This is a genomic window from Clostridium transplantifaecale, from assembly GCF_900626075.1.
In the GTDB taxonomy this organism is placed as follows: domain Bacteria; phylum Bacillota; class Clostridia; order Lachnospirales; family Lachnospiraceae; genus Otoolea; species Otoolea transplantifaecalis.
This window is the reverse complement of record NZ_UYZY01000006.1, coordinates 118,887-141,876: the sequence shown is the minus strand read 5'-3', so window position 1 is coordinate 141,876 and position 22,990 is coordinate 118,887. Positions and strand designations below refer to the sequence as shown.

Here is a 22,990-nt window from a genome sequence, read left to right as displayed (position 1 = left end):
CAGAGGCGTCCTCATATCCCAACTAAATAAATATTGACATTAAATCATAAATTGGTTAAAATAAGGTTAAATAAATAAAAGCCTATGAGAGATAAGAGTAAGGTATCAAGTGTCTTCGGACGCTTTGTTTCCTTACTCTTTTTGTTTATTGGTGGTAAAAAGTCTGAAAAGTGCGCTTTTTGTTACCTTTGGCGGCGGATTTGCCGGGTTTTCTGACCGGCGGCGCCATAACAAATGTAAAAGGAGAGAAGAAAAATGAGCAGTTGTATCTATGATGTAGTTGTAATCGGTGGCGGCGTGACAGGTTGTTCCGTTGCCAGAGAATTATCCAGGTATAATCTCCACACCTGCCTGCTGGAACGTGAAGAAGACGTTTGTTCAGGCACTTCCAAAGCCAACAGCGCCATTGTCCATGCGGGGTATGACGCGGCCAACGGTTCCCTGAAGGCGAAACTGAATGTACAGGGAAATGAGATGATGGAGCAGCTTTCTAAGGATTTACAGTTCGATTTCAAACGCAATGGTTCTATGGTGCTCTGCTTTGACGAAAGTGATATGCCGTCCCTGGAAGCATTGTACGAGAGAGGCGTAAAAAACGGAGTTCCGGGCCTTACGATTATCACAGGGGATGAGGCGAGGGCCAAGGAACCGAATGTGAGTGAGACGGTGGTGGCCGCCATCTATGCTCCTACGGGCGGAATCGTATGTCCTTTCGGCCTGACCATCGCGATGGCTGAGAATGCGTATGAGAACGGCGTAGAATTCAGAATGAATACCGAGGTGGTCCGGATTGAAAAAACGGATTACGGCTACAGGCTGATCACGGCGGACGGAGAGATTGAAACAAAATATGTGGTAAACGCAGCCGGTGTTTACGCCGACGTATTCCATAACATGGTAAGTGAGAAGAAACTTCAGATTATCCCCAGAAGAGGCGATTACTGCCTGCTCGACAAAGAGGCGGGAAACCATGTGTCCCATACCATTTTCCAACTTCCGGGCAAATACGGAAAAGGAGTCCTGGTATCCCCGACCGTCCACGGCAATCTGCTGGTAGGACCTACGGCAATTGATTTGGATGATAAAGAGGCTACCGCTACAACAGCGGAGGGACTGGCAGAGGCCGTTTCTAAATCTGTTTTAAGCGTTAAAAATATTCCTTTCAGACAGACAATCACTTCCTTTGCCGGACTGCGCGCCCATGAGGTGAATGACGAATTTATCATCGGCGAAGCCGAGGATGCAAAGGGATTCTACGATGCGGCCGGAATTGAATCACCGGGACTTTCCTGTGCGCCGGCCCTTGGAAAATATCTGGCCGAAATGATCGCAGAGGCATCGGGAGCAGAGAAAAAAGAAGATTTCAAAGCAACGAGAAAAGGATTTATCAAAGCAGCGGAGCTTCCAAGAGAAGAGAGGGCAAAGCTTATCAAAGAGCATCCGGAATACGGCACTATCATCTGCCGCTGTGAGAATATCAGTGAGGGTGAGATCATTGACGCCATCAGAAGACCGCTCGGAGCCGTATCCCTGGACGGAATCAAGAGAAGGGTGCGCGCCGGAATGGGAAGGTGCCAGGCCGGATTCTGCACACCGAGGACGATGGAAATCCTTGCGAAGGAGCGGGGCATGGCTATGGAAGATATCTGTAAAAACAGAGCCGGTTCAGAACTGTTAAAGGGTGATAAATAGGAGGAGCTTAAAATGATGCATCATGATATTGTAATTATAGGCGGCGGCCCTGCAGGCCTGGCTGCAGCAGTTTCAGCACGTAAAGCGGGCGTTGAGGATATTCTGATTCTGGAGAGGGATAATGTACTGGGCGGCATTTTGAACCAGTGTATCCACAACGGATTCGGTCTGCATACATTCAAGGAAGAGCTGACGGGGCCTGAATACGCAGCACGTTATATTGAAATGGTGATGGAAGAGAAGATTCCCTATAGACTGAACACTATGGTAATCGATATCAATAACGAAAAAGAAGTGACCTATATTAATAAAGAGGAGGGCCTTACGACAATTAAGGCCGGCGCCGTCATCCTGGCAATGGGATGCCGTGAACGTCCGAGGGGAGCCCTCAACATCCCGGGTTACCGTCCGGCCGGTATTTTCTCCGCAGGAACGGCACAGAGGCTGATGAATATTGAGGGTTACAGCGTAGGCAAGGAAGTGGTTATCCTGGGGTCCGGCGATATCGGGCTTATTATGGCGAGACGTATGACGCTCGAAGGCGCAAAGGTGAAGGTGGTGGCAGAGCTGATGCCGTATTCCGGCGGCCTTAAGAGAAATATTGTACAGTGCCTCGACGACTACGGTATCCCGCTGAAACTGAGCCATACCGTGACGGAAATCCATGGCAAAGAGAGAGTGACGGGCATTACAATCGCCCAGGTTGATGAAAACAGAAAGCCGGTTCCGGGAACGGAAGAATTCTATTCCTGTGACACACTTCTCCTTTCCGTTGGACTGATTCCTGAGAATGAGCTGACAAAGGGAGTAGGCGTATCCATGAACCAGGTTACTTCGGGGCCGAATGTCAACGATCATCTTCAGACGGAAGCAGAGGGCGTATTTGCCTGCGGCAATGTGCTTCACGTGCATGACCTGGTGGATTATGTTTCAGAAGAAGCAAACCTGGCAGGAAAGAATGCGGCGGATTATGTGAAAAACGGAACTGTCAAGAACCAGGGAAAAGAAGTAAAGCTGGAGGCTGTAAATGGTGTCCGTTACACCGTGCCGCAGTCGCTTGATATTCAGAATATGAATGACCAGGTAGTAGTGCGTTTCCGCGTGGCCGACGTATATAAGGACCGCTTCATATCCGTATATTACGGGGATGAGAGAGTGTCAAAGAGAAAGAAGAAGGTCCTTGCCCCCGGAGAGATGGAGCAGGTTATTCTGAAAAAAGACAGTTTTAAGAACTATCCTGATTTAAAGAAGATTGTGATTTGTACGGAGGTAGAGTAATGGAAAAGAGAGATCTGATCTGTATCGGCTGTCCTTTGGGCTGCCCTGTGAGCGTTACGATAGACGGGGACAATATTACCGTAACGGGAAATACATGCGCAAAGGGTGAAGCATATGCCAAAAAGGAAGTGACAAACCCGACCCGTATCGTTACTTCCAGTGTTGTTGTGGAGGGCGGGACTCTCACCAGAGCGTCCGTAAAGACGAAAGAAGATATCCCGAAGGGAAAAATCTTTGATATCATGAAGGAAATCAGAGCAGTCAGAATGAAGGCGCCCGTCCACATGGGCGACGTTATCATCAAGGACTGTGCGGGAACCGGTGTTTCTGTCATTGCCACAAAGACAGTGGAGGCGGTTTAACAGCAGCATACATATCGTATCATCAGGAACAGACGGGAGGAACAGGAAATGACCGGAAACAGGGACATACTGAAAGAAATCAAGCTGTTTGTACTTGATATGGACGGCACGTTCTATCTGGGAGACAGAAGGCTCGACGGGGCTTTGGAGTTTATACATGCCGTAGAGGCGGCGGGGAAGCAATTCCTGTTTTTCACAAATAATTCATCAAAGGCGCCTGAAAATTATATTCATAAATTAGAGAAGATGGATTGCCATATAACCAGAGATCAGATTGTCACATCGGGGGATGTGACAATCCGCTATCTGAAAGAATTCTATGGCGGAAAAAACGTTTATCTGATGGGTACAAAAGCGCTTGAAGAGAGTTTCACAAAGGCCGGAATCAGCCTTGTGAACGGCCGGGCGGGAAGTGAAGCAGAGAAAACACCCGATGTGGTGGTGATTGGATTTGACACGGAGCTGACCTATGAGAAGCTGGAACGCGCCTGTACATACATCAGAAACGGAGCCGTTTTTCTGGCAACCCACCTGGATATCAACTGTCCGGTAGAGGGCGGTTTTATACCGGACTGCGGAGCCATGTGCGCAGCTATTGCACTTTCCACGGGAGCGCAGCCCAAATATCTCGGGAAACCATTTGCAGAAACAGTGGATATGGTTCTTGACCATACCGGAATGAAGAAAGAAGCGGTGGCATTTGTCGGAGACCGTATCTATACGGACGTGGCTACCGGCGTCAACAACGGCGCAAAAGGATTTCTGGTTCTGACCGGGGAGACAAAGCCGGAGGATGTGGAGAAGTCCTCCGTGAAGCCGGATGCTATTTTTGATTCACTGGGGGAAATGATACAGTTCCTGTAATGTTCGGCAGGTAATGTATCGCGGAGCAGAAACTGTGCAGGCGTTGAATCAGTTCGGTTTTTTGCAATAGACTATAAATAGGGGGAGTTAAGATGCAGGAATTTTTAAGTCAGTTAAGTCAGGAGACAGAAGCGCTTCTTGTACTTTCTATCATACTATTTGCAGGATTTATCATGACAAGGCTGACCAATACCTTGAACCTGCCCAAAGTGAGCGGTTACATATTGGCAGGTATACTGATCGGCCCCTGCTGCCTGAATTTTATTCCGCAGCACATGATTGATGCCATGGGGTTTGTAAGCGATTTGGCGCTGGCCTTTATTGCCTTCGGTGTCGGCAAATTCTTTAAAAAGGAAGTGCTGATGAAAACCGGTAAAAAGATTATCGTCATCACGATCAGTGAGGCGCTGACGGCAGGCGTTCTCGTGACAGTGATATTAAAGTTTGTCTTTCATCTGGATTGGGATTTTGCCCTGATTCTCGGAGCGATCGCCACGGCGACGGCTCCGGCCAGCACGATGATGACGATTAACCAGTATAAGGCAAAAGGTGAATTTGTCAATACGCTGCTCCAGATTGTGGCTTTGGATGACGTTGTCTGTCTTCTCGCGTTCAGTGTGGTGGCGGCTATTGCCAATGGAAGGGCGTCGGGAGCCCTGTCCGCCAACGACATTTTAATCCCGATCCTGCTGAATCTGCTCGCGATTTTCCTGGGATTCTTCTGCGGTTACTTTTTAAGCCGTCTGCTGATTCCGGCCAGGAGTAAAGATAACCGTCTGATTCTGGCGATTGCCATGCTGCTCGGGCTTTCTGGCATCTGCGCAGCAGCCAATATTTCCCCGTTGTTATCCTGCATGGTATTTGGGGCCGCATATATCAATCTGACCAGGGATAAAAAGCTGTTCCGGCAGATTAATAACTTTACGCCCCCCGTTATGTCCATTTTCTTTATCGTTTCGGGTATGAATCTGGATGTGACGGCTCTGTCCACGGTGGGAGCCATCGGAGTGGCCTACTTTATTATCCGTATTGTCGGAAAATACCTGGGAACGTATTTCAGCTGTCTGGTAATGGGAACCAGTAAAGAGATCCGAAAGTACATGGGCCTTGCACTGATCCCACAGGCCGGTGTTGCGATCGGTCTGGCATTCCTTGGACAGAGGCTTCTCCCGCCGGAGACGGGAAACCTGATGCTGACTATCATCCTTTCGTCCTCCGTACTCTATGAAATGGTGGGACCGGTCAGCGCCAAAGCATCTCTGTTCCTGTCCGGCAGTATCGCCTTTAAGAAGGAAGATAACTGTAAAGAAGAGGGGATGGAGATTGACGCCTCGGTCGATATTCTGGAAAAGGTGAAGGGACTTCCCCTGGACATAGACAGTTCCGAGGATGAGGAAGAAGATCTTGCTCCGGTTTCGGAACGCAAAAATATGTGTGAAAAAATTGACGGAGTTTCGGCGGAAATGGCTCTTTCCGAGTGTAAAGAACGGGAGGCGTCCTTTGAATGCGAGGTGGATGCGGGAGAAGAAACGGAAGAAAATTCCTGCGGTTCCGAGGGTGCAGATGACGGAGACTGCGATGATGATCCTGAAAACGGAGGATGCCAGTCGGAAGACGATGACCAGGAAGACGGCGATGATGCCGAAGAACACGACGATCTGGTCGATGGCGTGCTGGAGGAACTGAGAGAATACAGCAAGGGCGTAGATGAACGGGATGATTATGACATCGAAAAAGAGGTCAAACCATCGAAGCGCAAAAAGAAGAAAAAGCAGAACAAAAAGAATAAATAAGAATGGTTAATTATTTGTCAATATTTACATAAATTGACACAGATTAAGAAAAAAACTGGATGATATCGACAAAAATGCTTGCTTATTTGTTGATATAGTGTTAAGATTACACTATAAATTCGATAAGTGAATAAAGAGCAGAGAGTTGGAGAGCGGCGCAAACTATAATCAGTTCACATAAGTGAGCTGCTTTAGTCGAACCGCTTTTTTCTTTTTCCGGAACCGGCGGATCAGGCCGTCCGGTCTGAGGCATTTGTCGGATTAGAGAAAATAAACAGGAGCGCAAGCTGCAGGAGGGTATCATGGTAAAGAATTTTGCCCACAGAGGATTCAGCGGGAACTATCCGGAAAACACAATGCTGGCTTTCGAGAAAGCCGTGCAGACAGAAGGATGTGACGGAATCGAGATGGACGTCCATCTGACAAAGGACGGGGAAGTCGTAATTATCCACGATGAGAAACTGGATCGTACCTGTGTAAACGGGACCGGCTATGTAAGAGACTATACATATGAAGAGCTGAAGAAATTTGATATGTCGTTCAAATTTGCAGGCCAGTGTGAACCACAGCATATTCCCACTCTCCGGGAATATTTTGAGCTGGTAAAAGACACGCCAATCATAACCAACATTGAATTAAAAACAGGGATTTTCGAGTATCCGGGAATCGAAAAGAAGGTGTTCGGGCTGATTCACGAATTCGGTCTGGAGAAGAAAATCATTATTTCATCATTCAACCATTTCAGCATCCGGAGAATGAAGGAACTTTGTCCGGAACTGGAGTGCGGGCTTCTGACGGAGACATGGCTGATAGACGCAGGCCGCTACACGAAAGGTACCGGAGCGGAATGTCTTCATCCGATTTTCTACAACATGACGGAAGAGATTGTTGCGGAAGTAAAGAGCCAGGGCATCAAAATCAACACGTGGACAGTCAATGAGGAAGAAGATATCAGAACCATGATCGCAAGAGGGGTGGATTCCATCATCGGCAATTATCCGGACCGCGTGACAAGAATCAGGAAAGAGATGCTGGACTAAGAGAGACTTGAGGGACAAACCCTTAAGATATAAGGAGGAAGAAAAATGAAAAAAATGAAGAAAGTACTGAGCCTGACGTTAGCAGCTGCGCTTTGCGTATCATTGGCAGGCTGCGGTTCCAAGAAACCGGCGGAGACACAGGCCCCGAAGGCAGAAGGCGAGGCAGCGGAAGGAAGCCAGGAGGCAGCAGCCCCGGCAGACGATTATCACCTGGTATTAAAGCTGAGCCATGTTTTTGCACCGGAAGAGCAGCTGACCAAGACGATGGATTCCATCGCAGCAAGCATTCTTGAGAAGACAAACGGAGCTATCGAGATCCAGACCTATCCACAGGGCCAGCTGGCAACCTACAAAGATGGCGTTGAGCAGGTAGTCCGCGGAGCCGATTTCATCTCCGTAGAGGATCCGTCCTACTTAGGCGACTATGTGCCTGATTTCAACATCCTGGCAGGACCGATGTTAGTTAATTCCTACGATGAGTATGAGTATCTTCTTGGAACACCGGAAGTACAGGATATGTTCAAGAGAGCAGAGGAAAAAGGAATCAAGATCCTCTCCCTTGATTACATCTTCGGTTTCAGAAGCCTTATGACCAACAAAGTCATCACAAAACCGGAAGACTTAAAAGGCATGAAGATCCGTACGCCAGGCAGCCAGTTATATGTTGACACCTTAAACCATATGGGAGCAACTGCAACACCGCTTGCTTTCTCCGAGACAATCTCCGCTGTTCAGCAGGGTGTTGTAGACGGACTGGAAGGAACAATTGACGCATACGCAACAAACGGCAGCGCCGAAGTTGCCAAGAACATGGCTCTTACAAAACATCTCTTAGGCGTTTGCGGCGCATACATCAGCGTGGATGTATGGAATAAAATTCCTGCAGAGTACCAGACAATTATCCAGGATGAGTTTACAAAGGGTGCGGAGACAATGGTTAAGAACATCTCCGAAGGCGAAGAAGCTACAAAACAGAAACTGGAAACAGAGATGGGAATTTCCTTCAACGAAGTTGACAGTGCGGCATTTGCAGAAGCAGTGGCACCTATCTATGAGAATATGAAAGACGTTACTCCGGGTCTCTACGAGAAATTCAGAGAATCAATCGCAAATATGCCAAAATAATGGAATAGCGCAGGGGAGGGGCCTGGCTCCTCCCTTTTTTAATATCATAGAAAAGTGTTCCTATGATATTAAAAAGCCCTCCGGGCATGATCGCACTGCGGGGGAGAGGAATTATGCCGCTAAAGCGGCCCGCCGCGGGCGGAGAAGCCCGGGTTCGGTGCGGGAGGTGACGCGCGTTCCTGAAAAGAGAGGAAGAATGGTATGAATAAAACAGTGAAGTTTCTGCTGGGACATTTTGAAGAGATATTGGCCTCCATCTTTATTACTATCACAACAAGTCTCGTCCTTGTAAACGTATTTTTACGTTATTTTATGAAAACCGGTCTTTACTGGACCGAAGAAGTGACAACAAGCTGCTTTGTATGGTGTGTTTTCCTGGGAGCGGCAGCCGGCTACAGAAGGGGAATGCATATTGGGGTTGACATACTTGTCAATAAATTACCGAATACAATGAGGAATATTGTAAGGATATTAGTTGATCTTGTTTTGCTGTTTACCAACGGATATCTTTTTTATCTGAGCGTAGTATTTGTGCGCCTGTCTTATATAAAACCGACTGCAGTGCTTGGGGTATCATCCGCATGGGTCAGCTCGGCGCTGATTGTCGGTTTCGCCCTGACCACAGTTTACTCCGTGGGGCATTTAATCAATGACATTAAGCAGATTATGAAAACGGGCACATTTGGAAAGGGGGAAGAGTAAATGGCATTTTTACCGGTTCTTATCGTATTTATCCTGTATTTCTCAGGAATTCCGATCGCATATGCATTATTTGCATCTTCACTTTTCTATTTCGGAGTGCTGAACACCGGTTCACCGACCGACCTGATTTTACAGAAGTTCATTACCAGCACACAGTCGTTCCCATTGCTTGCAATTCCATTCTTCGTAATGGCGGGTTCCATTATGAACTATGCGGGAATCAGTACCAAGCTGATGAGCTTTGCGGATGTGCTGACGGGCCATCTTCCGGGAGGACTTGCCCAGGTTAACGTACTGCTCAGTATGCTGATGGGCGGCGTATCCGGTTCCGCCAACGCCGATGCCGCCATGCAGTGTAAGATGCTGGTTCCGGAGATGGAGAAGAGGGGCTACAGCAAGGGATTCTCGGCCGCGATCACAGCCGCATCCTCAGCCGTAACGCCGGTTATTCCGCCGGGAATCAACCTGATTGTATATGCATTGATTGCGGGCGTTTCGGTAGGTAAGATTTTCATGGCCGGCTATATGCCGGGTATCTTCATGGCGATCTGCCTGATGATTACGGTACATCTCATTTCCAAGAAAAGACATTATGCCCCCAGCCGCGAAAAGAGGGCGTCGGGCAGAGAAATCTGGCATCAGGCTATTGACTCCATCTGGGCGCTTCTGTTCCCGTTCGGAATCATCCTGGGTCTCCGTATTGGTCTTTTCACACCGTCCGAGGCCGGAGCCGTAGCTGTTTTATACTGTATTATCATTGGAACCCTGGTTTACAAGAATCTGCGTCCGGCCCACATTCCGGTGGTCCTCAGGGAGACAATCGAGGGAACCAGCACGGTTGTCCTGATCATTGTTGCGGCCAACGTGTTCGGCTATTACATGAGCTGGGAGCGTATTCCCCAGATGCTGACGGGCCTGCTTCTCGGCATTACACAGAACAAGTATGTGATGCTGATGATTATCAATGTACTTCTGCTGTTCCTCGGCATGTTCCTGGAGGGCGGCGCGGCATTGATTATCCTGGCTCCTCTGCTTGTGCCTGTAGTAAAGGGCCTGGGCGTGGATCTGGTACACTTCGGTCTTGTCTGTATCGTCAATATTATGATTGGCGGGCTGACGCCTCCGTTCGGTTCGATGATGTTCACCTGCTGTTCTATTACGGGATGTGAACTGACAACATTTGTAAAAGAGTGTATACCGTTCATCATTGCCCTTCTGGTGGCTCTGGTGATTGTTACCTATGTGCCGATACTGACGATGTTTATTCCGAATCTGCTCTATTAAGGGAGGATTTAGTTGAGATGCGAGGACGCCTCTGTAAGACGGCGGACGGGGGTGTGGGAGGTGTATATGAGTCTTCAGTCCCGGTTTGCAGGTTGTGGTGAGGGGGAATCCAGGAGAAAAAATTCCTACGGGGACACGCTTCCGCTTGTGGAGCGCACAGCGGATGCTAAGACGTCAGAGAACGCCGTCTAAGCACCGGCGGGCTCCAAGGTCCCCTTCGGAAAGTTTTCTCCTTCCTTCCCCGGGCAGGTTGTCGGCGGGACTGAAGACTCAGCGAAGGTTATTGCCCCGTCCGCCGGCTTCAGGGGCTGATTGTCTCTTTCGTCAAGTGCGGGAGAGGTATTGTCGCGGCCACTATGTAGACATGATTCTTTTACATTCTGATGATATCCTGATGACATCCTGGTCTGCATAAAAAGAGTAGCAGAATAAATACTCTAAGATTATAAGCCTACACAGTCTCATAGTGAGCAGGATGTAGTTTTTAGGCATTCAGAGCAACGTAGTGGCAGCGACAAGCGCCTCCCCTCTTGAAGAAAGAGGACAGATCAGCCGCCGCAGGCCGGGCAGCAGTCTTGGCTGAGTCTTTCGTCCCGGCCATAACCTTCCTGCGGGGAAGAAGGGAGAAAAAGATTCCGGAGGGAACCTGGGAGTTCATCGGCACTTACCGAGGTATTTTCGAGGTTAGTGACCGTTATGTACTCCAACGAGCGAAAGCGTTTCCCGCAGGAACTTTTTCTGCCCGTATTCCCCGCCCACGATCACCTGACGCCCGGGACGAAAGACTCATCGATCCCCCTCACCACCCCGGCCCCTGGCCTGAAGGCGGCGTCCTCATTTCTCAACTAAATCCATAATCAACTGCCTGGTCTCTTTATTGACAAAGCCATAGCGATATGCTAGAGTGAAATTGAATATTACCAGGAGAAAGGAGCCGGTTATTGACAGTGCGCATCACTGCCGATTACAGTGCTCTTTTCTTTGAATAGCTGATGGTACATAGGGTTTCCGTGCCATGCTTTGAGGCAGGGCAGGCAGAAGATAAAGAAGACGGGGGAGACGGGATGCGGAATGCATTTAACGATATACTAATCGATTGTCCGGTGATTGCGGCGGTCAAGGATGATGAGGGGCTTAAGAAGTGCCTTGAATCAGAAAGTCAGATTGTGTTTATTCTCTATGGGGATCTGATCAGGATTCCTCAGATGGTGAAGATGATAAAGGATGCCGGGAAGCTGGCGATGGTACATATTGATTTGGTCGCAGGCCTTTCGGGTAAAGAAGTGGCGGTGGACTTTATAAAACAGGAGACAATGGCGGATGGAATTATATCCACGAAGATGGCAATTGTCAAGCGGGCAAAGGAGCTTGGACTAGTTACGGTGTTCCGGTTTTTTGTCATTGATTCCATGGCTTTTGATAATATCAGGAAGCAGTACCATGCCGTGCAGCCCGATGTGGTGGAGATTCTTCCGGGGCTGATGCCGAAGATTATCACAAAAGTGTCAAAACTCGTTTCATGTCCCGTTATTGCAGGGGGGCTGATTGCAGACAAAGCCGATATCATCGGGGCAATCGAAGCGGGGGCCACGGCCATCTCTTCCACCAATCAGAAGACCTGGTTTATCTGACTAATGTCCGGCTGAACCGGAAAAAATACGGGGAGGATTATTTTATGGCAGGCTATGTAATGGCGCTGGATGCAGGGACAACCAGCAACAGATGTATTCTTTTTAACGAAAAAGGGGAGATATGCAGCTCGGCTCAGAAAGAGTTCCGGCAGTATTTTCCAAAACCGGGCTGGGTAGAGCATGATGCGAATGAGATTTGGTCCACACAGCTGGGAGTGGCTGTTGAGGCCATGTCAAAAATCGGGGCCGGGGCGTCCGACATCGCAGCCATCGGAATTACAAACCAGAGGGAAACGACGATAGTCTGGGATAAGAACACGGGCGAACCGGTATATCACGCCATCGTATGGCAGTGCCGCAGAACCTCCGAATACTGTGACTCCCTGAAGGAAAAAGGACTGACGGAAAGTTTTCGCCAAAAGACGGGACTTGTCATCGACGCCTATTTTTCGGGGACCAAGCTTAAATGGATTCTGGACAACGTAGAGGGAACCAGGGAGAGGGCGGAGCGCGGAGAACTGCTCTTCGGTACCGTGGAGACCTGGCTTATCTGGAAACTCACACGCGGTAAAGTCCATGTGACCGATTATTCCAATGCATCGAGAACTATGCTTTTCAATATCAGGACACTTCAGTGGGATGATGAGATCCTGGCAGAACTGAATATTCCAAAGTGCATGCTTCCGGAGGTAAAACCGTCCAGTTTCGTTTACGGGGAGGCGGATCCTCAGTTCCTGGGCGGTCCAATCCCGATTGGGGGAGCCGCGGGAGATCAGCAGGCCGCTCTGTTCGGACAAACGTGTTTCAAACCGGGAGAGGCTAAAAATACATATGGAACGGGTTGTTTTATGCTGATGAATACCGGGGAACAGCCGGTTTATTCAAAGAACGGGCTGGTCACGACAATTGCATGGGGAATTGACGGCAAAGTGAATTATGCCCTGGAAGGTTCTATCTTTGTAGCGGGCGCTGCAATCCAGTGGCTGCGCGACGAGATGAGGCTCATTGATTCCTCGGCCGACTCGGAGTACATGGCCGGGAAGGTGAAAGATACCAATGGCTGCTATGTGGTTCCGGCGTTTACCGGATTAGGCGCCCCTCACTGGGATCAGTATGCGCGCGGCACGATTGTAGGAATTACACGCGGCGTTAACAAATATCATATTATCAGGGCAACGCTGGAATCCCTGGCTTACCAGACGAATGACGTCCTGCAGGCGATGAAAGCGGATTCCGGTATCGAGCTGTCCTCCCTCAAGGTGGATGGAGGAGCCAGCGCCAATAATCTGCTGATGCAGATGCAGTCCGACATCATCCAGGCCCCGGTCAGACGTCCGCGGTGCGTGGAGACGACAGCCATGGGAGCTGCCTATCTGGCAGGTCTGGCAGTGGGCTACTGGGAGAGCACGGAAGACGTCATGAGAAACTGGGCCATCGACTGCATATTCGAACCGGGAATTGGCAAAGAGGAACGGGAAAACAGGGTCCGCGGTTGGAATAAGGCGGTAAAATGCGCTTATAACTGGGCCAAAGAAGATTAATATCGAAAGACAAATGAATTGATGGGAAATATACAGGACGGCCGGACATAACGGCCGTCCTGTCCGCATCTGGAAGACAAACGCAGAATATGTAAAAAAGTCACAAAATAGGTAAAAACTGTCAAATTTATGAATATTTCTGAAGATTTATTTACTTTTTGGCGGGGGCAACGGTGGACTTTTTAATGGAAATATGGTATTTTATAAACAATAGATTAAATAGAATCAGGCAGTGAAAAAATGGAACGATACAGGCCTAAAAACGATTGGCACAGGCGCCTGACATGACACCAGACTTTACTTGCATAACAAGTAAAGTTTTTTTATACCATAGGAGTTTCCTAAGATATAAAAAGCCCTCCGGGCAGGATGCGCCTTTGCGCGAAAAGGCGGCATGACTTCATAGCGGTCCATCGCAGGCGGAGAAGCGCACTTTTGAAGATGAACTGTACGCGCAGGGGGAAGCGGCCCTGGATATCATGGCGGGACGGAGGTAAGAACGTGGCTGCAAATAAAAGAATTCGCCTTGGAGATTTATTAGTTCAAAAAGGCCTTATTACAGAAGAACAACTGATGCGGGCGCTGAAGGAGCAGCGGCTTCGCGGGACGAAACTGGGCGAGACGCTGATCAGCATGGGTTTTGTTTCAGAGCTTGCTATTGTAAAGATACTCTGCGATCAGCTCCATATTGAATATGTGGAACTGCGCAATATGAAACTGGATGAGGCCGCAGTCTATACAATTAACGAGACGATTGCTAAGAAATATAATCTGATCCCGATTGGCTTCGACAAAGACAACCCGAATATGCTTCGCGTTGCTATGTCGGATCCTATGGATTTTATGGCCATCGACGACATTGCCATTATTACCAACTTTAAAGTGATTCCTGTTCTCAGTACCAGCAGCCAGATAGCATTTCAGATTGACCGGTATTTTGGGCGTCAGTCGGTCATCGCGGTTGCGGATCAGTATAAGAAGGAGCAGGGAAGAGATGACGCCGCCCGGGATGCCGCCAGAGGCGAAGCTTCCCTGACCGAATCATCACCGATTGTTGTGATGGTGCGTTCTATCGTCGAGCAGGCCGTGCGACAGAGAGCCAGTGATATCCACTTTGAGCCGATGAGGGAAGGAATCAGGATCCGTTTCAGAATCGACGGAAACCTGGTGGAGGCTATGAGCTACGATTTGTCGATTTATACGGCAATCATTGCCAGGCTCAAGATCATATCCGGCATGGACATTTCGGAAAAGAGAAAACCGCAGGACGGCAGAACCACGCTGGATATCGACCACGTGGAGTATGATGTCCGTGTTTCTTCGCTTCCCACCGTTTACGGCGAGAAGATCGTAATGAGGCTTACCAACAAGGAGAGCCTGACAAGGGATAAGAAGGAACTTGGGTTAAACGATGAGGATATGAGGCGTTTCGACCAGATGCTGGCACATCCGCATGGAATTATCCTCGTAACGGGCCCTACGGGAAGCGGTAAATCCACGACCCTGTATACAGCCCTCAGCGAGCTGAACAATGAGACCGTGAACATTGTCACGGTAGAAGATCCGGTCGAGGCTAATATCGACGGTGTAAACCAGATACAGGTAAACCCGAAGGCGGATATGACATTTGCGTCGGCGCTCCGTTCTATCCTCCGTCAGGATCCTGATATCATCATGATAGGAGAGATACGAGATCCCGAGACTGCGGAAATCGCGGTGCAGGCATCCATTACCGGCCATCTGGTGGCCAGTACATTACATACCAACAGCACATCGGCCAGTATCGCCAGGATGCTGAATATGGGAATTGAACCATACCTGATTGCGGACGCCCTGGTGGGTGTTGTGGCACAGCGTCTTGTGAGGAAACTCTGCCGCTGTAAGAGAGGCAGGGAAGCAACCCCGGAGGAGAAGGAAAAACTGGGAGTGGGCATAGACGAACCGCTGACGGTTTATGATCCGGTGGGATGCCAGCTTTGCAGTCAGACCGGATACTTTGGCAGAACCGCCGTCTATGAGATGATGCCTGTCACACCGGAACTGAGGTGGGCGATTACCAAGATGCAGCCATCCTCGAAGATAAAAGAGATTGCACAGCGGGAAGGTATGGTTACTCTGAGAGGAAGCGCGGTGCGCCTTGTAAAAGAGGGTGTCACTTCGATTGACGAGATGAAGAAGATTGCCAGCGAGGAGGACTAACCGATGGATTTAACAGAACTTTTAGGCGAGGCGAAAAAGCTGGAAGCCTCCGACCTTCACATAACGGTAGGAGTGCCTCCCCAGGTCCGCGTCAACGGCGCGCTGATTGCGATGGAGGGGTATCCCAGGCTTATGGGGAACGATACACAGGCCCTTGTCGAGAGCATCATGGGGGAGAGGCAGAAGAATATATTTGAAGAAAAAGGAGAGGTGGATTTCTCCTTTGGAATTCCGGCGCTGGGACGTTTCCGTGTCAATGCGTTCCGACAGAGAGGCACTACGGCGGCGGCATTCCGTCTCGTGAGCACCGAGGTTCCGTCCCCGGAGTCATTGGGACTACCGCAGTCCGTCATTGATTTGTATCAGAAAAACAGCGGGCTGGTTCTCGTAACAGGCCCTACCGGAAGCGGAAAATCCACAACCCTGGCTTCGATTATCCAGCGGATCAACGAGACCAGAAGAAATCACATTATCACATTAGAAGACCCGATCGAGTATCTGTACCGCCACAGTAAATCACTGGTGAACCAGAGGGAGATCGGCCTGGATACAAGAAGTTATGCGGCGGCGCTTCGTGCGGCCCTCAGGGAGGATCCGGACGTGATTCTGGTAGGAGAGATGAGGGATCTGGAGACAATCAGCACGGCTATTACGGCCGCTGAGACGGGGCATCTCGTATTTTCCACCCTGCATACCATCGGCGCGGCATCGACGATAGACCGAATCATCGATGTGTTTCCGGCGGATCAGAAGGACCAGATCAGGGTGCAGCTCTCTATGGTCATGGAAGCCGTTATTTCCCAGAGGCTGCTGCCAAAATCAGATGGAAGCGGCCGAACCGGTGTATTCGAAGTCATGCATGTGAATACGGCGGTCAGGAGCCTGATCCGGGACGGTAAGACGTATCAGATTCCAAGCATCATCCAGACAAACCGCAAATCCGGCATGATCACGATGGACGACGCTCTCCTGGAGAAATACCGCGCCGGTATCATCAGCCGCAAGATGCTGGTCGATTACGCGGTGGATCCGGCGTCTATGGAAAAACGCCTGTTATACTAAGGAGGCGCTGAATGGCGAATTACCGTTACCATGTTATTACCCCGGCAGGAAAGGAAAAGAGAGGAAACATCACTGCGTCTGACAGGCCCCACGCAATGGCGGTCTTAAAGAACGACGGAAATACGGTTATCTCTATCGACCCTCCCAGCATCTGGGATAAAGAGTTTGAACTGCCGTTTTTAAATCCGGGTGTAAAACCCAGGGATATGAGCATCTTCTGCCGCCAGTTTGTCACACTGACCGAATCCGGCATCAGCATTGTGCGTGCGATGGAGATGCTGGAGGAGCAGACGGTCAACAAACTGCTCAAAGAAGCAATCCGTGAAACCAGGGCCTCCGTGGAAAAGGGAGACACACTGGCCGGGAGCATGCGGCATCACGAAAAAGTATTTCCTCCAATGTTCGTCAACCTGGTACAGGCCGGAGAGGAAGCGGGAAAACTGTCCCTGTCCTTTGAGAGGATGGCCTCCCACTATGAGAAGACGGCAAAACTTAACAATATCATTAAAAAAGCAATGATTTACCCGATTATTCTGTCGATAGTGGCGCTGATTGTCATTATCGTCATGCTGGTCTATATCGTTCCTATGTACTCCGCGATGTTTGCGGATATGGATGCCGAGCTGCCTGCGATTACAAGGGTGGTTGTGGGAATGAGTGATTTTGTGACCAGCTACTGGTATATTATAATGATAGGTATTTTTGCTGTGGTCATGGGACTGAGGGCATACGGAAGCACTGAGAGCGGCGATTATGTCTACTCCAATCTGGTGCTCAGAATCCCTCTGGTCGGAAAGCTGAAAAAGAAGACGGCTTGCGCCCAGTTTTCCAGAAACTTAAGCACCTTACTCAGTGCAGGCGTGCCAATCATCGACGCCCTGGAAATCACGGCGAAAACAATGGACAATACCGTGTACCGCCTGGCGGTCAGCGATGCCAAAGAACAGGTCTCGCGCGGAATCCAGCTCTCGGTGCCTCTTCGCGAGAGCGGTGTCTTTCCTTCCATGGTATATCACATGGTGGGAATCGGCGAAGAGACAGGCGGACTGGATACCATGCTTGATAAGGTGGCGGAGTATTATGAGGAAGAGGTGACAGCCGCAACCGAGCAGGCTGCTGCCGCATTGGAACCGCTTGTTATCGTGTTTATGGCGTTTATTGTAATTGCTATTATTGCAGCCGTGTTTACACCGATGCTTACTATGTATAGCAGTGTGGATAATCTGTAAGTTACAAACAGCGCAAATCAGGTGATGTAACTAATGTCGAAAGATGTATAATGAAAGATATCTAACTGGCGCCGTGGGCCCGACATGACGCAGTTACATATAAATTAAAGGTTTAAGAAAATTTTTAGAGAAAGAAGGAGAAATTGGTATGAACAAGAAAAAGAATAACAAAGGTTTTTCGTTGATCGAGCTGATCATTGCGATCGCGATTCTGATCATCCTGACAGGGTTGTTGGCACCACAGTTTATGAAGTATATTGAGAAGTCGAGAGAAGCGAAGGATGTGCAGGCTATGGATACTGTTTATTCAGCAGTACAAGGAGCTTTGTCTGATGAGACTGCATATAATGACTTTATTAAAGCTCATTTAACTGTAAGTGACTCATTTACCACGACCCTTACCGATGCATTGAATGATGGGCAATTTGGAAAGGAATTAGGAGATTTACTTGGTACTAATACTGTAGAATTAAATTCTAAAAAAGCCGGCGGAGGAGTTGTTTGCATTGTTTTTAAATATACAGAAGGTACCGCAGCGGAAAAGGATGAGGATGGAAAAGTAACGACCCCTGCAACATATGGTGGTTTTGCAATAACAGTATATTGTGGTAAAGCAGATAACGGACATGATCCTATTACGGGGTTAGAAACTGTAGGTACACCACTAAGTATTACTGCTCCATAATTTTTTTTAATATCGGGTAATTACGATATATTAGCATTGGCATATGCTGCGAGGCATATGCCCGTGCTTGTATTTTGATTTAAATGCATAAGAATACAACAATATTTTGTAATATTCTTATACATTTAAATATAGTTGGAGAAAAATTAAGGTAAAAAACAAGAGTCTTTTTTGAGTATACTAGAATAATTACAAAGTTGACAAGAATGAATAGTTTGTTTTCTGCCTCTTTTTAAATTAATATGGTAATTTAAGAAAAGTCATATAAAGGTCGTTGAAGGCAGTATAGGTATATTTGTATAATGGATTTATGTGGAGAAATTAGTAATAAATTATTGGAGAGTGAGAAATTATATTAAATGTTGGCATACCGTTATCTTTTTATTTTTTCCATTGCCATCACCATCGGCAGTTTCCTCAACGTCTGCATCTACCGCATCCCCAAAGGTGAGGACGTCGTCCACACCAATTCCCACTGCATGAACTGCGGCTACAAACTGGCATGGTACGATTTGATTCCCATATTCAGTTGGTTATTCCTGCGTGGACGGTGCAGGAAATGCGGAGAGAAAATATCGGTTCAATATCCCCTCATAGAACTGGCCAACGGCCTGCTATGGGTTATATTGATCTATAAAAACGGTCTTACAGTAACGGGACTCTGTTATTGTATCGCCGCCTCATCTCTGCTGGTATTAAGCGTTATAGATTGGCGCACTTTTGAAATACCGATGGGATGTAATATTGTGATTGGAATTGCCGGTCTGGTGAATCTCTGGTTTAACCGTCAGGACTGGCTTACATATGGGATAGGGTTTGTCTGCGTTAGCGGACTGCTACTTCTGATTCTGCTCCTGAGCAGGGGCAGGGCCATGGGAGGCGGTGATGTGAAGCTGATGGCGGCGGCCGGTCTTCTGCTGGGGTGGCAGAATGTCATCCTGGCTTTTGCATGCGGATGTATCCTTGGTTCCGTGATTCATCTGGTTTTAATGAAGATACAGGGTAAAGAACGCATGCTGGCATTTGGCCCCTATTTGTCCATGGGAATCTGGTTTTCCATGATGTGGGGGCAGGAACTGATCCGGTGGTATATCGGGCAGTTCATAAATTGACGGTGAAATATCGGATAAATATCATATTTACCGTTTGACCTGTTTTTTCATCGCGCAGGGACAGCAAAACAAATGGAAAGGATCATTTATGGGTAAGCTGTTATCAATTGTATTAAATGACAACCATATAAGAATTGCGGAATTGTCCGAAGGCAGGCGCGGTGTAACGGTTTACAGGCTTCTGACAAAGGAAGTGCCGGAAAGTCTGGTGTCGAGCGGAATTATAGTGGATGTCCGGGGATTTGGAGAGTACCTGAACAGTGCACTGAAATATGCCAACATTAAGACAAAGAAGGTGGTGTTTTCTCTTCCTTCCGACCGTATCATGAGCAGGGAAGTAATTCTGCCTGAAATGAACGAAGAGAAACTGAAGACCGCCCTCAAGGTCAATGCACCGGAGTATTTTCCGGTGGAACTGACGGATTATGTCCTGTCTTATTTTATAATCTCCAGAGTAGTGGAAGAGGAACCGGAATCCGGGGAGGAAGACGGGGAAGAACCTGAGAAAACGAAAAAGAAGAAAAAGCGGACCGGCAAAAAGAAAAAGTCCAAGCTCCGTCTGATGGTTGTGGCCGCGCCGAATGATATGGTTCAGTCTTATTATGATGCGGCCAAACTGGCACATCTGAAACTAATATCACTTGATTATATCGGCAACAGCGTATTCCAGCTCACCTCCAATCAGATTGGCGATGAGCCGTGCCTTGTCATTCAACTTGACGAGGAGCACACTGTTCTTACTATCTACAATGATACGGTTATGGTCCTTCAGCGCCATGTGGATTTCGGAAGCAATACCCTGATCCAGTCGGTGATGGAAAAGAAAAACTGCAGCGAAGAGGATGCACAGGAGATTCTGGAACGCAGACAGCTCATACATAATAACTTTGACGACGGTGATGAACTGACCGACAATCTTTACTATCTGGTCAGCAACATAAAAAGAGTCATCGAATACTATACGGGGCGCAATGTGGAGCAGCCGCTGGAGCTTATCTACATCATCGGCGACGGTTCCCATATCGGAGGACTGGACAGCCTGTTTGAGAACCAGCTTCATCTGCCCGTGGAAATGATTACAGCATTAAAACAGGTAACGGTGAGGGAAAGTTCCGGGCTTTCCATGAAAGAAGTCCTGAGATACATGGATAACATCGGAGCAGTGATCGATCCGGTGAATATGATTCCCAAACAGCTTGAACAGGATATCAGGAGAAAGGTGGAGGCAAAAGCCTACCGCATTATGATTCTTCTGGCGCTGTTTTTATCTGTGGTGATTGTTACGGTACCGGCCACCAATTTCTTCAGCGAAGCAATGGAAGCCATAGATCTGCAGAATAAACTGCTGACCGTGGAAGATGTTAAACCAATTCTGGAAAATTATAAACAGGCACAGTCTCGTTACACCGATGTCGGGCAGATTCAGGCAATGGTAAGGACGGATAACGAGAGCCTTTCCGATTTTATTACCATATTTGAACAGCTCCGGCCGAGTAATATTTCCATTCAGAGTTTTAGCTGCAGTGAGGGACAGGTGAGCTTTTCCGCATTAGCAGAAGGAAAGAAGACGGTAGCCAGGCTGATCCAGCAGCTTAATATGATTGCCAATGTATCTGAAGTGAAGGTCAGCGCACTTTCCAGTATATTCGAGGGAGATAAGGAGACCGTTGCATTCTCGCTGACCTGTATTCTGGTGAACCAGGATTCCCTGCTGAACCCGGGAACCAGAGGGGAAGCTCTGGGGAATCTGATGCCGGAGGAATACAGCGATATCTGGGATCCCGAAGGGGTCATGGACGGAGAACAAACGGAAAGTGGAGATACAGAAAGTGACGGCGGTGAAACTATCGGGGCGGAGGAGAATGACACTTCGGGCGCCGATCCCCAGACGGACGGACAAGAACGCTTAGCCCGTGAAGACGGAGCTATTGCCGGGGAAGCAGCCATATCGGCGGCAGCGCCCGTTTTGAAACAGGAAAGTACCGCCGCGCCTGCGGCGGAGCAGATAAATACGGCATCAGTCCAGTCTCAGGCGGCTGCGGCGCCGGCTCAGGCGCTGTTTCAGATGCCTCCGGCAGAAGAAGATGCGATGACAGCAAATACGGGAAGCACACCTGTGACGGAAACTGACGCGGCCCAGCCGCAAGCCGAAGCCGAGGTTAATATTTTGGAGGAAACGGTACCGAATACAACCCCGGAAGCAGCCGTTTTACCGGCGGCGCCTGCCGCTGTTCCGGAAGGAGCAGCAGCTGCGGAGGGAAATGAAAGCGGGGTGACGGCATCATGAAAATGACATCACGGGACAAAGAACTGATTTTTCTCGCATTATCGCTTGGTATAGTTGCCGCGTCCTGGTTTTTCGGGGCTAAGAATATTGAGAAGAAGACTGCGGAAATGACAGTCAGGAAAGAGGAACTTCAGCAGGAATATGACGAGAGGATGAGGATTCTCGCAAAGAAAGATGAGTACATCCAGAACACAAAAGATTATAATGAAGCATATCAGCTGATGCTGACCCAATATCCGGCGGATATCTCACAGGTGCAGCAGATTATGTTTGTAACCGGCCTGGAAGAGAAGTTTGACACACAGGTGGTTTCCGTGTCTTATACGGATCCCGCAGATATTTATCAGTTCCAGACAACGGATCCGGGAAATATGGCGCCTTATACTCTGGCCGTGAGCACGTTGCAGATACCGGTTCAACTGGATTATAAACAGTGGAAAGAATTTTTGGACTATGTATTTTCCTATCAGGACAAGAATACAATTTCTGATATTTCCGCGACATATAATACCGAAGCCAACGTGGTGGATGCCACTGTCACGATGTACCAGTATGCGGTCCGCGGGGAAGGCAGGGTACTTGAGGAGCCGAAAATTACGGTTCCGATCGGAACGGACAATATCTTCCGCTCCGGAACGGCTCTTTCCTATGACGGAGGCGCCATCGAGCAGATAGAGGCGATTAAAAAGGATTATGACTGTTATATCATGCTCTACCCTTCCGCATCCGACATGAAGGCAAAAGTGATTGCCGGTCCGGACGACAGGGAGAAAGTGGTTTCAGACAAAAATGAGGAGGAGACTCTGGTAATCCGCGCAGAGGAGAACGGAGGAACGTACAGCATTACTTACACGCTGGGAGAAAACGGCCGTCCTCACGTTCTGTATCCGGAGGGAGATACGCTGGATATTTATGTTCTCAGTTCCCCCAGAATGGGCGGTACCGATTTGAGCCAGGTAAAAGTCCAGATTGAGAACCGTACGGATAAAAAGATGCGGATTGCTGTGGCCGGTGAGGATGATTCAAGACCGAGGTTTGCGGTGGAGAGCCGGACCGGCAATGTGGAGATTCTAAAGTAACGTCAGGTTGGTTACAGAAAGGAGC

General features: G+C 48.6%; 20 protein-coding genes. All 20 read left to right on the top strand.

Annotated elements, in window-relative coordinates; genetic code table 11:
* Positions 1 to 267: 267 nt before the first annotated feature.
* The 20 genes from EJL91_RS20255 (at position 268) to EJL91_RS20170 (ending at position 22,965) form a co-directional block, all read left to right on the top strand.
* A complete protein-coding gene (locus EJL91_RS20255) occupies positions 268 to 1,692 on the top strand; it encodes an NAD(P)/FAD-dependent oxidoreductase (RefSeq protein ID WP_341467043.1) in 1,425 nt (474 codons plus the stop codon).
* Positions 1,693 to 1,704: 12 nt separating this feature from the next.
* Positions 1,705 to 2,970 carry an NAD(P)/FAD-dependent oxidoreductase gene (locus tag EJL91_RS20250; protein WP_125143775.1) on the top strand — a complete coding sequence of 422 codons (1,266 nt, stop codon included), beginning with the start codon at positions 1,705 to 1,707 and terminating at the stop codon, positions 2,968 to 2,970.
* Positions 2,970 to 3,332 carry a DUF1667 domain-containing protein gene (locus EJL91_RS20245; protein WP_125143774.1) on the top strand — a complete coding sequence of 121 codons (363 nt, stop codon included), beginning with the start codon at positions 2,970 to 2,972 and terminating at the stop codon, positions 3,330 to 3,332. The genes EJL91_RS20250 and EJL91_RS20245 overlap by 1 nt, the downstream gene beginning before the upstream one ends.
* A gap of 48 nt (positions 3,333 to 3,380) precedes the next feature.
* A complete protein-coding gene (locus EJL91_RS20240) occupies positions 3,381 to 4,196 on the top strand; it encodes an HAD-IIA family hydrolase (protein WP_125143773.1) in 816 nt (271 codons plus the stop codon).
* 92 nt (positions 4,197 to 4,288) lie between these two features.
* Complete coding sequence (locus EJL91_RS20235) at positions 4,289 to 5,989, top strand: cation:proton antiporter (protein ID WP_125143772.1); 1,701 nt, start codon at positions 4,289 to 4,291, stop codon at positions 5,987 to 5,989.
* A 302-nt stretch (positions 5,990 to 6,291) separates the two neighbouring features.
* Positions 6,292 to 7,029: a glycerophosphodiester phosphodiesterase gene (locus EJL91_RS20230; protein ID WP_125143771.1), complete on the top strand. Its 738-nt coding sequence runs from the start codon at positions 6,292 to 6,294 to the stop codon at positions 7,027 to 7,029.
* Between the two features lie 45 nt (positions 7,030 to 7,074).
* Positions 7,075 to 8,154: a C4-dicarboxylate TRAP transporter substrate-binding protein gene (gene dctP, locus EJL91_RS20225; RefSeq protein ID WP_243125495.1), complete on the top strand. Its 1,080-nt coding sequence runs from the start codon at positions 7,075 to 7,077 to the stop codon at positions 8,152 to 8,154.
* A gap of 201 nt (positions 8,155 to 8,355) precedes the next feature.
* On the top strand, positions 8,356 to 8,856 hold the full coding sequence (locus EJL91_RS20220; protein WP_125143770.1) for a TRAP transporter small permease: 501 nt from the start codon (positions 8,356 to 8,358) through the stop codon (positions 8,854 to 8,856).
* Complete coding sequence (locus tag EJL91_RS20215) at positions 8,857 to 10,140, top strand: TRAP transporter large permease (RefSeq protein WP_125143769.1); 1,284 nt, start codon at positions 8,857 to 8,859, stop codon at positions 10,138 to 10,140.
* Between the two features lie 66 nt (positions 10,141 to 10,206).
* Positions 10,207 to 10,332, top strand: a complete 126-nt coding sequence (locus tag EJL91_RS25190) for a hypothetical protein (protein WP_279230058.1) — start codon at positions 10,207 to 10,209, stop codon at positions 10,330 to 10,332.
* Positions 10,333 to 10,836: 504 nt separating this feature from the next.
* On the top strand, positions 10,837 to 10,989 hold the full coding sequence (locus tag EJL91_RS24690) for a hypothetical protein (RefSeq protein ID WP_164516903.1): 153 nt from the start codon (positions 10,837 to 10,839) through the stop codon (positions 10,987 to 10,989).
* 215 nt (positions 10,990 to 11,204) lie between these two features.
* A complete protein-coding gene (locus EJL91_RS20210) occupies positions 11,205 to 11,771 on the top strand; it encodes a glycerol-3-phosphate responsive antiterminator (RefSeq protein WP_125143768.1) in 567 nt (188 codons plus the stop codon).
* Between the two features lie 44 nt (positions 11,772 to 11,815).
* The gene (glpK, locus tag EJL91_RS20205; RefSeq protein ID WP_125143767.1) at positions 11,816 to 13,312 is read left to right on the top strand and encodes a glycerol kinase GlpK; all 1,497 of its coding nucleotides are present in this window, start codon (positions 11,816 to 11,818) and stop codon (positions 13,310 to 13,312) included.
* Positions 13,313 to 13,813: 501 nt separating this feature from the next.
* Positions 13,814 to 15,511, top strand: a complete 1,698-nt coding sequence (locus EJL91_RS20200) for an ATPase, T2SS/T4P/T4SS family (RefSeq protein ID WP_125143766.1) — start codon at positions 13,814 to 13,816, stop codon at positions 15,509 to 15,511.
* A 3-nt stretch (positions 15,512 to 15,514) separates the two neighbouring features.
* Positions 15,515 to 16,573 carry a type IV pilus twitching motility protein PilT gene (locus EJL91_RS20195; protein ID WP_125143765.1) on the top strand — a complete coding sequence of 353 codons (1,059 nt, stop codon included), beginning with the start codon at positions 15,515 to 15,517 and terminating at the stop codon, positions 16,571 to 16,573.
* A gap of 11 nt (positions 16,574 to 16,584) precedes the next feature.
* Positions 16,585 to 17,802 (top strand): type II secretion system F family protein, encoded by a 1,218-nt coding sequence (locus EJL91_RS20190; RefSeq protein ID WP_125143764.1) that lies wholly within the window; start codon positions 16,585 to 16,587, stop codon positions 17,800 to 17,802.
* A 148-nt stretch (positions 17,803 to 17,950) separates the two neighbouring features.
* Entirely contained in the window at positions 17,951 to 18,487 is a 537-nt protein-coding gene (locus EJL91_RS20185; RefSeq protein WP_125143763.1) for a prepilin-type N-terminal cleavage/methylation domain-containing protein, read from the top strand.
* Positions 18,488 to 18,846: 359 nt separating this feature from the next.
* Positions 18,847 to 19,599: a prepilin peptidase gene (locus EJL91_RS20180; protein WP_125143762.1), complete on the top strand. Its 753-nt coding sequence runs from the start codon at positions 18,847 to 18,849 to the stop codon at positions 19,597 to 19,599.
* An 88-nt stretch (positions 19,600 to 19,687) separates the two neighbouring features.
* Positions 19,688 to 21,886: a pilus assembly protein PilM gene (gene pilM, locus EJL91_RS20175; RefSeq protein WP_125143761.1), complete on the top strand. Its 2,199-nt coding sequence runs from the start codon at positions 19,688 to 19,690 to the stop codon at positions 21,884 to 21,886.
* Positions 21,883 to 22,965, top strand: coding sequence for a hypothetical protein (locus EJL91_RS20170; protein ID WP_125143760.1), 1,083 nt, complete (start codon positions 21,883 to 21,885; stop codon positions 22,963 to 22,965). The genes pilM and EJL91_RS20170 overlap by 4 nt, the downstream gene beginning before the upstream one ends.
* The last annotated feature ends 25 nt before the right edge of the window (positions 22,966 to 22,990 follow it).